The 13269-nt window shown below is 44.6% G+C and carries 14 protein-coding genes; 10 read left to right on the forward strand and 4 right to left on the reverse strand.

The window, feature by feature from the left end; translation table 11 throughout:
- The first annotated feature begins 30 nt into the window (after positions 1 to 30).
- The 7 genes from lpxD (at position 31) to EZ437_RS03475 (ending at position 7360) form a co-directional block, all read left to right on the forward strand.
- Entirely contained in the window at positions 31 to 1098 is a 1068-nt protein-coding gene (gene lpxD / locus EZ437_RS03445; protein WP_131593272.1) for a UDP-3-O-(3-hydroxymyristoyl)glucosamine N-acyltransferase, read from the forward strand.
- A gap of 2 nt (positions 1099 to 1100) precedes the next feature.
- Complete coding sequence (locus EZ437_RS03450) at positions 1101 to 2513, forward strand: bifunctional UDP-3-O-[3-hydroxymyristoyl] N-acetylglucosamine deacetylase/3-hydroxyacyl-ACP dehydratase (RefSeq protein ID WP_131593275.1); 1413 nt, start codon at positions 1101 to 1103, stop codon at positions 2511 to 2513.
- Positions 2510 to 3295: an acyl-ACP--UDP-N-acetylglucosamine O-acyltransferase gene (gene lpxA / locus EZ437_RS03455; protein WP_048908154.1), complete on the forward strand. Its 786-nt coding sequence runs from the start codon at positions 2510 to 2512 to the stop codon at positions 3293 to 3295. Before EZ437_RS03450 ends, lpxA begins: the two co-directional genes overlap by 4 nt.
- A gap of 11 nt (positions 3296 to 3306) precedes the next feature.
- Positions 3307 to 3927: an ABC transporter ATP-binding protein gene (locus tag EZ437_RS03460; protein ID WP_131593277.1), complete on the forward strand. Its 621-nt coding sequence runs from the start codon at positions 3307 to 3309 to the stop codon at positions 3925 to 3927.
- Positions 3928 to 4079: 152 nt separating this feature from the next.
- Entirely contained in the window at positions 4080 to 4640 is a 561-nt protein-coding gene (efp, locus tag EZ437_RS03465; RefSeq protein ID WP_131593279.1) for an elongation factor P, read from the forward strand.
- A 256-nt stretch (positions 4641 to 4896) separates the two neighbouring features.
- On the forward strand, positions 4897 to 5460 hold the full coding sequence (locus EZ437_RS03470; RefSeq protein ID WP_131593281.1) for a 5-formyltetrahydrofolate cyclo-ligase: 564 nt from the start codon (positions 4897 to 4899) through the stop codon (positions 5458 to 5460).
- Positions 5461 to 5572: 112 nt separating this feature from the next.
- On the forward strand, positions 5573 to 7360 hold the full coding sequence (locus EZ437_RS03475; RefSeq protein ID WP_131593283.1) for an OmpA family protein: 1788 nt from the start codon (positions 5573 to 5575) through the stop codon (positions 7358 to 7360).
- A gap of 125 nt (positions 7361 to 7485) precedes the next feature.
- Here EZ437_RS03475 and EZ437_RS03480 read toward each other — a convergent pair whose 3' ends face one another.
- The 4 genes from EZ437_RS03480 to EZ437_RS03495 are packed head-to-tail and all read right to left on the reverse strand — an operon-like array spanning position 7486 to position 11204.
- On the reverse strand, positions 7486 to 8478 hold the full coding sequence (locus EZ437_RS03480) for a formimidoylglutamase (RefSeq protein ID WP_131593285.1): 993 nt from the start codon (positions 8476 to 8478) through the stop codon (positions 7486 to 7488).
- Complete coding sequence (hutI, locus tag EZ437_RS03485) at positions 8478 to 9722, reverse strand: imidazolonepropionase (protein ID WP_225869482.1); 1245 nt, start codon at positions 9720 to 9722, stop codon at positions 8478 to 8480. Before hutI ends, EZ437_RS03480 begins: the two co-directional genes overlap by 1 nt.
- Positions 9722 to 10492 carry an exodeoxyribonuclease III gene (locus EZ437_RS03490; protein WP_131593287.1) on the reverse strand — a complete coding sequence of 257 codons (771 nt, stop codon included), beginning with the start codon at positions 10490 to 10492 and terminating at the stop codon, positions 9722 to 9724. Before EZ437_RS03490 ends, hutI begins: the two co-directional genes overlap by 1 nt.
- A 4-nt stretch (positions 10493 to 10496) precedes the next feature.
- On the reverse strand, positions 10497 to 11204 hold the full coding sequence (locus tag EZ437_RS03495) for a peptidylprolyl isomerase (protein ID WP_131593289.1): 708 nt from the start codon (positions 11202 to 11204) through the stop codon (positions 10497 to 10499).
- A gap of 176 nt (positions 11205 to 11380) precedes the next feature.
- Here EZ437_RS03495 and EZ437_RS03500 point away from each other — a divergent pair, with 176 nt between their 5' ends.
- The 3 genes from EZ437_RS03500 (at position 11381) to EZ437_RS03510 (ending at position 13204) form a co-directional block, all read left to right on the forward strand.
- Complete coding sequence (locus EZ437_RS03500; protein ID WP_131593291.1) at positions 11381 to 11779, forward strand: HYC_CC_PP family protein; 399 nt, start codon at positions 11381 to 11383, stop codon at positions 11777 to 11779.
- Positions 11780 to 11860: 81 nt separating this feature from the next.
- Positions 11861 to 12397, forward strand: a complete 537-nt coding sequence (locus tag EZ437_RS03505; RefSeq protein ID WP_165500331.1) for a heavy-metal-associated domain-containing protein — start codon at positions 11861 to 11863, stop codon at positions 12395 to 12397.
- 6 nt (positions 12398 to 12403) lie between these two features.
- Positions 12404 to 13204 (forward strand): hypothetical protein, encoded by an 801-nt coding sequence (locus EZ437_RS03510; RefSeq protein ID WP_131593295.1) that lies wholly within the window; start codon positions 12404 to 12406, stop codon positions 13202 to 13204.
- The last annotated feature ends 65 nt before the right edge of the window (positions 13205 to 13269 follow it).

Below are 13269 nucleotides of genomic sequence, written 5' to 3' on the forward strand. Positions count from 1 at the left end.
TCATATCAATTTAACATATAACTTTGTAAAATGCAATTTACTGCCAAGCAGATAAGCGAGTTTATAAATGGAGCCATTGAGGGAGACGCAAGCGTACAAGTTGGAGAGCTTTCCAAAATAGAGAACGGGAAGCCCGGATCTTTGTGCTTTTTGTCTAATCCGAAGTATGAAAACTATTTATATACCACAAATGCTTCTGTGGTAATTGTGAGCCAGGATTTCATACCCTCACAACCCATTGGCAGCACCCTGATCCGCGTTACGGACCCGTATAGTGCATTTTCCATATTGCTCGAAAGGTATAATGAGGCAGTCAACCTGGCCAATGTACAGACAGGAATAGAACAACCAAGCTTTATCCATCCTTCGGCAAAAATTGGTGATAATGTTTTTATTGCGGCATTTTCCTATATCTCGGAGAATGTAGAAATAGGAAATAACTGTAAGGTCATGGCCCAGGTATATATTGGCGCAGATACAAAAATAGGAGACAATACTACCTTATTCCCAGGGGTGAAGATCTATAACAAGTCCGTGATAGGCAGTCGTGTAATCATCCATGCCAATACGGTAATTGGTAGTGACGGATTTGGATTTGCACCTCAGAAAGACGGGACTTATTCAAAAATCGCGCAGATAGGAAACGTCGTAATAGAGGATGACGTGGAAATAGGGTCTAATACTTCGATTGACAGGGCTACTATGGGCTCTACTTTTATCAGAAAAGGAGTGAAGCTGGACAACCTGATCCAGATAGCACATAATGTGGACGTAGGTGAACATAGTGTTGTGGCCGCGCAGACAGGCATTTCGGGAAGCACCAAGTTGGGAGAGAAATCGACAGTAGGCGGACAGGTCGGTATTGCAGGTCACCTTTCGTTGGCAAAGGGTACGCAGATAGGTGCGCAGGCCGGAATCAATTTTAATACAACAGAGGAAAACAAACAATGGCACGGTAGCCCTGCCCAGCCTTTGAGAGACTGGATGAGGGCCTCCGTATTATTTAAGCAACTGCCTTCTATTGAAAAGAGAATAACAGCATTGGAAGCCACACAGGTGAAAAATAAGGCAGAAATTGAACAAAACATTACCAAATAATAATGAACGTTAAGCAAAAAACCATAAAAGCAGAGGTTTCTGTGACGGGGGTTGGGCTCCATACCGGAGCAAATGTTACTTTAACATTTTGTCCCGCACCGGAAAATCATGGGTTTAAATTCCAAAGAACAGATTTGCCGGGAAGCCCTATTGTGGATGCAGACTGTGATAACGTTACAGATACTGCCCGCGGTACCACAATTTCTCAAAATGGAGCAAGTGTAAGTACTGTTGAGCATGTAATGGCCTCGCTGGTAGGCATGGACCTGGACAATGTGCTGATGAAGCTGGATGGTCCGGAAACCCCGATTATGGACGGAAGTGCCATCTTGTTTTTGGAAGCCCTGGAATACGTGGGGGTACAACAACAGGAAATAGATAGGGAGTATTTTCAGATACCACACAATATCACCTATACGGAGCCTGATAGAAAAGTGGAGATCGTCGCTATGCCGCTTGATGATTACAGGTTTACCTGCATGATCGATTATAATTCGCCGGTGCTGGGCAGTCAGCATGCCGGAATATCAAGCATTGCTGAATTTAAAAAGGAAATTGCCTCATGCAGGACCTTTTGCTTTTTGCATGAGCTCGAATATCAATTACAGAATAACCTGATAAAAGGGGGAGATCTGAACAATGCCATTGTGATTGTAGATAAAGAAGTCACCAAAGAAGAACTTGACCACCTGGCAACGATCTTTAACCGGTCGGCAATGGAAGTAGCGCCTCAGGGTATACTGAACAATATGGAACTGAGGTACCAGAATGAACCTGCCAGACATAAACTTTTGGACATGATCGGTGACCTTGCATTGGTTGGTGTACATTTAAAAGGCCATATTATGGCGGCCAGACCTGGCCATGCAGCGAACGTTGCATTCGCTAAAAAGATTAAAGCAGCCATTAAGAAAGAAAAAAATAAAAAAGTACAGCATGTGTATGACCCATCGGTAAAGCCGCTTTACGATGTGGTACAGATCATGGAGATTTTGCCGCACAGGCAACCCTTCCTGTTTATCGACAAGATCTTGGAACTTTCTAAAACGCATGTGGTGGGGGTAAAAAATGTGACAATGAACGAAGAGTTCTTTAAAGGGCATTTTCCCGGGGCACCGGTTTTCCCTGGTGTAATACAGATAGAGGCCATGGCCCAGACCGGAGGAATCCTGGTACTGAGCACCGTTCCAGATCCCAGAAACTACCTGACCTTATTTTTAAAGATAGACAACGTGCGTTTCAGGGCCCAGGTATCGCCGGGCGATACCATCGTTTTCAGATGTGACCTGATGGAACCAATAAGAAGGGGCATAGCGCAAATGAAAGGCGTTGGCATGGTTGGTGGGAAAGTGGTGGTTGAAGCAGAAATGATGGCACAAATTGTAAAAGTAAAAGATAGCGAACCTACAGCATGATACAACCCTTAGCATATATACATCCACAGGCAAAAATTGCTGACAATGTAGTAATAGAACCGTTTGCAGTAATCCATAAAGATGTAGAAATTGGGGAAGGAACCTGGATTGGGTCAAATGTTGTGATTATGGATGGTGCCCGGATCGGTAAGAACTGCCGGGTATTTCCAGGCTCTGTAATATCAGGGGTTCCTCAGGACCTTAAGTTTGCGGGCGAAGTAACCACCGCAGAAATAGGAGACAATACCACAATAAGGGAATGCGTGACGATCAACAGGGGTACTAAAGATAAATGGAAAACTGTGATCGGAAGTAACTGCCTGATACAGGCATATTCTCACATTGCGCACGACTGCGAGGTAGGCGATTACTGCATTTTCTCCAACAGTACCACACTGGCGGGCCACATTACCATCGGCAATTATGTAGTGCTGGCAGGACTAGTCGCGATACATCAGTTTGTGAAAGTAGGTGCGCATGCCTTTGTAACAGGTGGTTCATTGGTTAGAAAGGACGTTCCACCATATGTAAAAGCAGCGCGTGAGCCGCTTTCTTACGCAGGAATAAATTCTGTGGGATTGAGAAGAAGAGGGTTTTCTTCCGAGAAAATCAATGAGATACAAGAAATTTACAGGGTGCTTTTTGTGAAGCACAACAATGTAACCAAAGCGCTGGACATGATCGAAGCTGAATTTAAGCCGACAGAAATCCGCGACGAGATCGTTGACTTTATCAGAAACTCCAACAGAGGTGTCATGAAGGGCTTCGGCTCTGGCAGCTAGTTTTTAGTTTCATGAAGATTACCTTAGACAAAATTGGCAGAAGATTTAATCAGGAGTGGATATTTAAAAACATAGATTACCGGTTCCTGCCGGGAAATAAGTACGCCATACTAGGGCCCAATGGTTCGGGAAAATCAACTTTGCTGAACCTGATACTAGGTGCGCTTTCGCCATCAGCCGGTACTATTGAGTATGACTTTGAAAAGAAGAAGGTCGACGTCGAGGCCATCTATCAATACATGAGCTTTGCAGCCCCATACCTGGACCTGATAGAAGAGTTCACGCTGCAGGAAACAATCGGTTTTCATTATAAATTCAAAGCCCTTTACGAAGGATATAGCGCGGAAAGGGTGATGGAGCTGCTTGGGTTAGCCAAATCACAGGATAAACCTTTAAAGTATTTCTCTTCAGGAATGAAGCAAAGGACTAAACTGGCACTGGCCTGCTGCACTGCTACACCGGTATTGATATTAGATGAGCCAACTTCAAACCTGGATAAGCAGGGCATCAGCTGGTACCACGGGATGATGGAAAATTTTACTAGGGAACGGCTGGTGATCATTGGTTCTAATCAGGAAACTGAGTATTCCTTTTGTAACCATTTCGTGCAAATCACAGATTTTAAAAAGTAAAAATTATATTTGACAATAGTAAAAAGTAGCCTATTATAGGCTGTAATGATCAAATAAAATTATTTTAAAATAACTGTTGTGTAATTAAAAAATAGTCTTTACCTTTGCGGCACGAAAAAGGGTCGATAGTTTAGACACAATTTCTAAGTAAAATGGCAAAAGCATCTGAAGTAAAAAGTGGTAATATCCTTCGTTTTAACGGGGAATTGGTACAAGTAGAGGATTTTCTACACCGTACACCAGGAAATTTACGGGCCTTTTATCAGGCAAGAATGCGGAACGTGAAAAGCGGAAAACTGGTGGAATACAGGTTTCGTGTAGATGAAGAGGTGGAGATTTGCCGTGTTGAAACCAGTGATTACCAGTATTTGTATGAAGATGGTGATGCACTTGTAGTAATGGACAACGCTACTTACGAACAGTTTAACATACCGAAATTATTGTTTGGTAAAACTGTCAGGTTTTTGAAAGAGGGAATGAATGTGATCGTTGCTTTTGAAAGCGATGAGCCGATTATGGCACAGACACCTTCACATGTTGAGTTAGAAATAACTTACTCCGAGCCTGCGGTTAAAGGCGACACCTCTACCAATGCACTGAAATATGCAACAGTAGAGACAGGAGTAGAAATTAAAGTGCCGATGTTTATCAATCAGGGCGATAAAGTTAAGATTGATACCCGTACCGGCGAATACGTAGAAAGAGTAAAGTAAGAGTTTTCATAGTTTAGTTTTAGGTTTAGGTTGATTGTGGCTTCGGAGTGGTTCCCGAAGCCATCTTTTTTTATAAGCTTTTTTCTGGTTGGGAAAAATCAATGTGCGCTTCTGAGGCTGGAATTTTTTGCCCTGAAGAAGGACAAAACTTCCTATGCCTCTTCTGCGCAACATTGATTTTTCTCTGAGCGCAAAAGTAAAGCGCATAAAAGCAGGCTGGTTCGGGAATTGGGGTGTTATGTTTATCTTTGTTTTGATGACAAAGAAAGAATTAAGAAAGATTGCAATGGAGCAGAGGAAGATGTTGTCTGATGCAGACGTAGCCGCTTATAGCAGGGAATTGCTGCGGCAGTTTTCTTTAATTGATCTGGCAGATGTGAAGACCGTACATTTGTTTTTGCCTATTGAAGATAAGAAGGAACCGGATACTTTTCTGTTTATCGATTGGCTGAATGTCCATCATCCAGATATTAAGATCATTGTGCCTAAGGCAGATTTTGATACCGCTTTGATGACTCACCATGTATATACCGGCAAAGATAGCCTGGTAAAAAACCTGTATAACATTCTGGAACCTGCAAAGGAAGTAATTCACACCGGAGATATAGATCTGGTGCTTGTGCCTTTACTTGCCTTCGACCTTAAGGGATACCGTGTGGGATATGGAAAGGGGTTTTACGACCGCTTTCTTGAAGGTGTTAAGACCAGGAAAATAGGCCTTTCCTTTTTTGCCCCTGCAGAATGCATTGATGATGTGCAGGAAAGTGACATTAAACTGGACATGTGCATTATACCTGAAAATATCTATACTTTTAAGTAGCAACATGGGTAATAACCGAAGGCGCATAAACTAGCAACAGGTAAAGGGGTAACAAATATTAGGCTTTGTTGATATCTCTCCAAAGAGTTTTAAATAACGAAAGGAGAAAATTATGAAAAGGTTAATATTTACATTGGCGATGGTTCTTATAGCGGGCCTTAGCTGGGCACAAGTTGCTTCAAATAACCCGAAGCCAGTACAAAAAGGACAACTGCAGATCGCAGCATTCGGAGGATTGAGCATGCCTCAGGGAAATTACAAAGGCATACCTGGAAGGGCGAAAAATGGCTATGTAGGAGGATTGGCCGTCGACCAGTACTTTAAAGGCAATAAATGGGGAATTGGAGTAGACGGACGTTTCCTGAACCATGACATCAGAAAGTTTGACAGTGTTTTTTTTGACAACGGTTATATCGCGACCGACTACATCAACCACCCTTCATTTCAGCACATTGCTGTTAGCATCGGGCCGACTTATAAGTCGGATTTCGGTAAGATCGAGCTGGAAGCATTTCTTCGTGGAGGGGTAATGTTTCAGGGCTTTCCCCAGTACAAGCAGTCGGTATTTATCAATCAGGCTGTAGGGCCTCCGGTTAGCATGTTTGACAGCTATTATACCAACAATCCTAAGCGGATCACTAAAGCCTGGATGGGGCTAGGTGGCCTGAGAATGTCTTATAAAATAAACAGGAACTGGGGCGTATTTGTGCAAGGGGACTATCTGAGGTCCTTTGGTAAAAGCTTTGGAAGTGATTCAAGTGAATTTCATCTTACCGGGTATAATTTGAAAAAATCACTAACACCAGCCGATGTGTTTACCGTAAAGGGCGACCGTATCACCAATCTTAATGATTATTTTGAGGAAAAGCCGGTCGTGCAAAAAACGTATGTACAGGCAGTTAACGTGGCAGTAGGAGTTAAATTTACTTTTGGCAAGTCTAAAGTGGTGGTAGCTAAACCAAAAGACATCATGTCGCCGGTAGTACAAGCCCAGCCTAAGGACATCCTGGTAGTGGTAAAAGATAAACAAACAGGCCAGGCATTGAGCGGAGTAACGGTGACCATCAGCAGGAATGGTGGCGACAATGTATCTATCAGCAATTCAAATGGTGAGGCGGAAAGATTGGTTGCGGCAGAGCGGGGTCAATATCAGGTTACCGCTGTGAAAAATGGGATTGCTGCCGCACCTGTGCTGATCAGTGAAGCAGAGTTTGAGAAATCCGGAAAGGTTATTTATAAGGAGATCTTTCATGACGACCCAAGGTTTACCCTGATTGGGGAAACGGTAAGTGCATCAGACAATGTAAAATTGCCGGGCATCAGTACTGTATTGACCAATACGACCAGCAACAGTAACATGAGCCAGATCTCTGATACTGAAGCCAAATTTGTATACCAGCTCGAGCAGCAGTCGACCTATACCATAGTGGCCAATCAGGCAGGAAAATTCTCGCAGACAGAGGAAGTGACCACAAAAGGACTTAACAGAAGCAAAACACTATATGTTTCTCTAAAGCTTGGAATCAACAACCTGAATGCCGGTACAGTGATCGTGCTTAAAAACATCTATTATGACTTTGATAAGTCCAATATCAGATCGGATGCAGCACGCATTCTCGACAATGTGCTCAATGTAATGATCCAAAACCCGACCTTAAACATAGAGCTTTCTTCTCATACAGACAGCCGCGGAAAAGATGGGTATAACATGCAATTGTCTCAAAAACGCGCAGAGGCTGCGGTAAATTACCTTGTTGGCAAAGGAATAGCCCGCACCAGGCTGGAAGCAAAAGGATATGGCGAAACAAAGTTATTGAACAACTGTGAAAATGGGGTGGCCTGCAGTGAAGAGGCACATCAGGTAAACAGAAGGACAGAAATCAAAGTGTTAAAGTACTGAAACAAGTTCAGCACAGGCTGTGTAAGAGATGGGTCTTTTGAATTTATTCGAAAGACCCTCTTCGCGTTGCTTCCCCCGGGATGATGGGGTGCTTGGCCCGCTCAAAGCGACGGCAAAAAATGTCTTTATTGCTGCGACTTGATAAAATCACTAATGAGATACGCAATCGTTTTTGCGGTAGTTTGATCTTGTCTGCCATCGCTTAAGTTCACAGCGCCTTCGCAAACATGCAGGTAGGCGAATTTCTTCTCTGCAGCAAGGATCAGTGTTCTGATTTCATTTAAACTAAAGCCTGAAGGGCCGGAGGCGCTTGACAGTACATTGGCGATGCTATCAAGATCAAGCTCCAGGCCAGTTACGCCATCGAACTTTTGCAGCAGGCCCGTCCATGCTGAAAGCACCGGCTGACCGGATTTCAGCAGATCGTCAAAGAACACGGCGTGTATGTATTCGCTTGAATGAATAGTATGCAGAATTGCTTCGTTGTTATAATTTTGCTGCAGGCCGAAGATACCATAATGATTTAAGAAGCCATCTTGTATGGCATAGCTAAAGCCATTGCCACTATGCCTACCATTGCTGGGCCGCAGATCAGCATGGGCGTCGATATTAATCACATCAATAGCGGTATTTAACCCGATTGAACAGCCCTTTATAATTGGATAAGCGTTGTTATGGCCACCGCCTATAAGGATGGGGACCTTGCCGGCCCCGACGATCTTTTGGATAACAGGAAAGACCATGTCATCGATTTCAGAAACCTTCTGTTGAAGTTGTACGCTCCCTGTCTCTGCCCTGGGATCATGACAATCAGCCAGATCGGCAAATTCAAAATGCCCCAGGACAAGCAGTTCTTCGCCGTCTAAAAAAGGAGTGCTTTGAATGTTGAGCAAGGCTTTAAGTGCAGGCTCCCAGGTGGTTGCCGCCCCTCCCATGCCTTGGTTTGCCCTTACGCCAATATCCTCTGGAATCCCCAGCAGCACAAATTTTGCCGTTGAAGCAAGCAGGTCCTCCAGGCTTTCAACAAACCGCACCTTTTGCCCGAGTTTAATTTCTCCCTCCCTGACTTTGGTTAAGGCTAAAATACCGGCTTCACTATAAATCTTTAAGCCTTCCATCAAAATACTTTTCCGTTGATGATGACTGTGCTGACCTGAGACTGCCCGAAGCTATAAGGTAGATAGGCCAGAGAAGGCATGGGCCTGGTGATCAATAAATTGGCCCGTTTACCGACGCCAATGCTGCCCAGTTCCTCACTTAAACCCATCGCGGCGGCACCGTTTAATGTCGCGGCATTGATGGCTTCTTCAGGCAGCATTTTAAGTTTTATACAAGCCAGTGATACCACCAGGTTCATATTGCCCGACGGTGTGGAGCCAGGATTGTAATCTGTAGCGATCGCCACCGGTACATCAGCCTGCATCAGTCCCCTGGCATTGGCGTAGGGTATATCCAGGTATAACGAGCAGGAAGGGAGCAATGTGGCAATGGTACTGCTATTGCTTAATGAGTTGATGGCCTCCAGGTCGGTCAGCTCCAGGTGGTCCACAGATAACGCCTTGTGTTTTACACCTGCCTGAACCCCTCCTGAAATAGAAAGCTGATTGACATGTATTTTTGGCCTTAGCCCATGTTTTGCTCCAGCCGACAAAATCCTGTCAGTTTCCCCGACAGAAAAGAAGCCCTGTTCACAAAATGCATCTATGTAATCTGCCAGCCCCTCGCCCGCCACCGCAGGCAGTATTTCATCAATGATCTGCCTGATATAGCCTTCATGGTTATTCCGGAATGCAAGCGGATAAGCATGCGCGGCAAGCAGTGTAGCCTTGACAGGGATGGGAAATGTTTCTTTAATCCTCCGGATCACCCGCAGCATCTTTAATTCACTGTCAGGGGTCAGACCGTAGCCGCTTTTTATTTCCACAGCCCCTGTTCCCTGTCTGATCATGTCCTGAAGCCGGGCCGAAGCACTTTCATAAAGCGCTTCTTCTGAAGTATCCTGAAGTTTTGCAGCAGAATTCAGAATACCTCCTCCCGCTGCGGCAATGTCTTCGTAGCTTTTGCCCTGAATCTTCATCACAAATTCCTCTTCCCTTGAGGCCGCAAAAACAAGGTGCGTGTGAGAATCACACCAGCAAGGGAAAACAAAGCCCCCTTTGGCAGATAAAACCGGGAAAGCAGCATGGCCCCCGGGCAAATCCTCCATGCTACCATACGCTGAAATCACTCCATCCCTGCATAGCAACCAGGCATTTTCCATCTGTGGTAAACTGGCCATCGACAAGCCCCTGAGCACAGTAGTGCCTGTAGGATGCAGGCCAGTTAAAGTGCCTATGTGAGTGATCAGCAGTTCAGACATCATTACACGTTTAATTCTAACAGCACCGGGCAATGATCTGAATGGATCGCATCCGGCAAGATCGTCACTTTTTTCAGCCTGTCCAGCATAGGCGCTGTAGCCAGGTGGTAGTCGATGCGCCAGCCCAGGTTCTTGGCCCTCGAATTGGCCCTGAAGCTCCACCAGGTATAATGGTGCGGATCTTTATTGAAATGTCTGAAGGTATCAATAAAACCATTGCTTAAAAACAATTCCATCCATTCCCTTTCTTCCGGCAGAAAGCCTGATGAATTGGCATTGGACTTAGGATTGTGTATGTCTATGGCCGTATGGCAGATGTTGTAATCGCCTGAAATGATCAGGTTGGGGATTTCCTTGCGAAGGCCGCCAATATAGCCGTCAAAGAAACGCATGAATTCATACTTTTTAACCTGTCTTTCATCGCCGCTTGATCCGGAAGGCATATACAGGCTCATCAAAGAAAAGGTGTCAAAGTCTGCCCTCAGAATCCTTCCTTCTTGATCTATCCATTCTTCCCCGCATCCATATTCCACATGGTTTGGCTTTACCCTGGTCAGGATAGCCACTCCGCTATACCCTTTTTTTTCAGCAGGAAACCAATAATGGTGATACCCGAGCTGTTCAATTAAAGCAATGATCTCCGGAATCTGTGAGGGCAATGCTTTTACCTCCTGCAGGCATACCATATCTGCATCTGTAGCCTGCAGCCAGCCAAAAAAGTTCTTTGTAGACGCAGAGCGGATACCGTTTACATTGTATGAGATGATTTTCATCGGGTTATAATTTTGTGATTAAGCTTAATTTTTTCAGTTCTTTTTCCAGTCGCCTTGCTTCCCTCCGTTTCAATACGGTAACGGTCATTTTTATATCCGTAACAGGCCGGTCATTTGCGCCAATAGGTGTGACGGCTATGCTGTCTACCATCTCCAGGCCCTTTACCACTTCTCCATATACGGTATAAGTTCTGTCCAGGTGTGGCGTTCCGCCGATGGACTTATAGATCGCTCGTTGCCAGTCAGGGATCTTAGCTTTCAGGCGGTTGGTCTCAACCGAGTTTAGCTGCTCGTCGGTAAACTTTTTACCCTGTACCAGGTAAAACTGGCTTGCGCTGGATGCTTTTTCAGGATTGTCGTCGCGGGCCGCAGCCAGCACACCTTTTTTATGAAACAGGCTGTCCCTGAACTCGGCGGGTACCGTATATCCCAGGTCCCCTTCGCCAAGCATTGCGCCCGGCATGGCATTTTTAGAATCAGGATCTCCTCCCTGGATCATAAAATTGCTGATTACCCGGTGAAACAACGTGCCATCAAAGACATGTTTTTTCACAAGCTTGATGAAGTTGTCCCTGTGCAGCGGGGTTTCATTATACAGTTTGATGATGCAGGTACCCATGCCTGTCTCCAGCTTTACATATTGATGCCTAGGTTTGGCTGCAGTCGCAGTGAAAGCCCACAGACAAAGTATAAAGGCAAGTATTTTCTTCATTTCAAATAAATCTTGTGCTAAGTTAATGCAATCCGGATTATAAGAATGAAGCCCGGAGCAATTTTTTTACTTTACCCATACAGGCGGAAGCTGCATTGCGGCTTTTATTTTATACTTTTGTATAATTAATTGGGAGGCACCCTATAATGGAGCTTCCGGCGTTAAGGTAATATAAAATGAAACTGCAGCAGAAAATAGCAATGGCCCTATGTGCCTTTTACCTGATCAGCGTGATCGGGGTGGCTATGAACATGCATTTTTGCAGCGGCAAACTTGCCGAAGTAAGTTTCAAAAAAACCGCGGGCTGCGGTGCGTGCAACAGCGAAAGCAAATATGCTAAAAGCAAAAAATGCTGCCAGGACACCGCTGTAAAAGCCAAAATTAAGGACAACCATAAAGGCGAAACCAAAGTTAGCCTGCCCCAGGATTTTAGCATTGAGCTGTTTTTCGGCCCTGTGGTTTCTGAACTTTTCAAGGTCATTTTACCAAATACCACTGGAGGTAATGTCAACAAGGCACCACCGCTATCATCCATTATCTCCCTTCATATTCTCCACTGCGTTTTCAGGAATTAGACCGTTAATAGATTAATTAGCACTCAACAGGCCATTTTGATGGACTGTATTGGTTTAAAATTTATTAGTAAAAAAATTCACATGAAAACGATTAAAATCTTTAGTATAGCCACCCTTCTTTTTATTGCCGGCACTGTTTCGGCGCAGCAAATTTCATCCGCAGAACTACAGGTGACAGGCCTGACCTGCTCTATGTGTTCTCAGGCTACCGAGAAATCCCTCAAAACACTCGACTTTATTGAGTCCATTAAACCTGATCTCAATAAGAATACTTTTATGATCGAATTTAAAGACCAAAAGCCGGTCAATATGGACCTGATCAAAAAGAAAGTTCAGGACGCAGGTTTTTCAATTGGCAACTTAGTAGCCGTGATTAACTTTAATAACACCAACGTAAATGAAGATGGCCTTGCTGTAGCCGGCCCGAATGCTTATAAGTTCCTCAACGCAAAAAGCAAGGTGCTGAATGGCAATGTTAAGGTAAGTGTGGTAGACAAGAACTTTATTTCCGGCCCGGCATTTAAGAAAAAAGCTGCTCAGGTAGCTGCAGACAGCTATACCTCCGGCTATGAGCTTATCAATGGCAAAAGGACCAGGGTATATCACGTGTCTATCTAGCCCAGAATGAACTTCTTTAACATATTGACTGTACTGGTATTGTTTGCTGGTACGGTCAACTCCCAGGAGCTTTACGTCTTTACAGAACCGGCCAGTAATATGCCGGCCAAGTCTATCGGCCTGAGGTTGACCAACGAAGGACAGTTTAGCCCTGATTTTAACAGCAGGACAATGCCTGAAGTCATGTTTGGCATCAATAAAAACCTGATGGCACATGTGCAGGGCTTCTTCTCAGATATGGACGGGCGGTACCAGTTTGAGGGGGGCAGTGTCTATGCCAAATACCGGTTTTTATCGATAGATGATGTCAAAAGCCATTTCCGTGCTGCGGCTTTTGCCAGGTATAGCAAGAGCAACAGGGCGGCACATACTGAAGATGTAAACCTGGAGGGCGACAATAGCGGCCTACAGGGCGGATTGATCTTCACGCAACTGATTCATAAACTGGCGCTTTCCGCCACATTTAGCTATGCTAAAGTGCTGCCTGAAAGAGATGGAAATCATGGGTTTCAGTCAGACCAGATGCTGGGCTATAGCCTTTCTTCAGGCTACCTGCTGCTGCCATTTAAGTACAAAGACTATAACCAGCCCAACCTTAATTTCTATGTAGAGGTGCTGGGCAAAACAAATCCTGCCAGCGGACACAATTACATAGACCTTGCCCCTGCCGTACAGGTAGTGCTGAACAGCAGAACAAGGCTTGATCTGGGCTACAGGTTTGAACTAAGCGGCAACATGGAAAACAGATACTTTAAAAACATGTACCTGGCCAGGGTAGAGTTTAATTTTTTTAATGTATTGAAATAGCGTACCTTTCTTATCATACATCAATGTACATCTGCGGATGTCACTGTAACTTTGTATTTTAATAA

This window comes from Pedobacter psychroterrae, from assembly GCF_004331695.1.
Classification (GTDB): domain Bacteria; phylum Bacteroidota; class Bacteroidia; order Sphingobacteriales; family Sphingobacteriaceae; genus Pedobacter; species Pedobacter psychroterrae.

Bases quoted from the DNA above. Each gene is read 5' to 3' on its own strand.
- lpxD (WP_131593272.1), top strand. From the start codon at position 31: ATGCAATTTACTGCCAAGCAGATAAGCGAGTTTATAAATGGAGCCATT.
- EZ437_RS03450 (WP_131593275.1), top strand. From the start codon at position 1,101: ATGAACGTTAAGCAAAAAACCATAAAAGCAGAGGTTTCTGTGACGGGG.
- lpxA (WP_048908154.1), top strand. From the start codon at position 2,510: ATGATACAACCCTTAGCATATATACATCCACAGGCAAAAATTGCTGAC.
- EZ437_RS03460 (WP_131593277.1), top strand. From the start codon at position 3,307: ATGAAGATTACCTTAGACAAAATTGGCAGAAGATTTAATCAGGAGTGG.
- efp (WP_131593279.1), top strand. From the start codon at position 4,080: ATGGCAAAAGCATCTGAAGTAAAAAGTGGTAATATCCTTCGTTTTAAC.
- EZ437_RS03470 (WP_131593281.1), top strand. From the start codon at position 4,897: ATGACAAAGAAAGAATTAAGAAAGATTGCAATGGAGCAGAGGAAGATG.
- EZ437_RS03475 (WP_131593283.1), top strand. From the start codon at position 5,573: ATGAAAAGGTTAATATTTACATTGGCGATGGTTCTTATAGCGGGCCTT.
- EZ437_RS03480 (WP_131593285.1), bottom strand. From the start codon at position 8,478: ATGGAAGGCTTAAAGATTTATAGTGAAGCCGGTATTTTAGCCTTAACC.
- hutI (WP_225869482.1), bottom strand. From the start codon at position 9,722: ATGATGTCTGAACTGCTGATCACTCACATAGGCACTTTAACTGGCCTG.
- EZ437_RS03490 (WP_131593287.1), bottom strand. From the start codon at position 10,492: ATGAAAATCATCTCATACAATGTAAACGGTATCCGCTCTGCGTCTACA.
- EZ437_RS03495 (WP_131593289.1), bottom strand. From the start codon at position 11,204: ATGAAGAAAATACTTGCCTTTATACTTTGTCTGTGGGCTTTCACTGCG.
- EZ437_RS03500 (WP_131593291.1), top strand. From the start codon at position 11,381: ATGAAACTGCAGCAGAAAATAGCAATGGCCCTATGTGCCTTTTACCTG.
- EZ437_RS03505 (WP_165500331.1), top strand. From the start codon at position 11,861: ATGAAAACGATTAAAATCTTTAGTATAGCCACCCTTCTTTTTATTGCC.
- EZ437_RS03510 (WP_131593295.1), top strand. From the start codon at position 12,404: ATGAACTTCTTTAACATATTGACTGTACTGGTATTGTTTGCTGGTACG.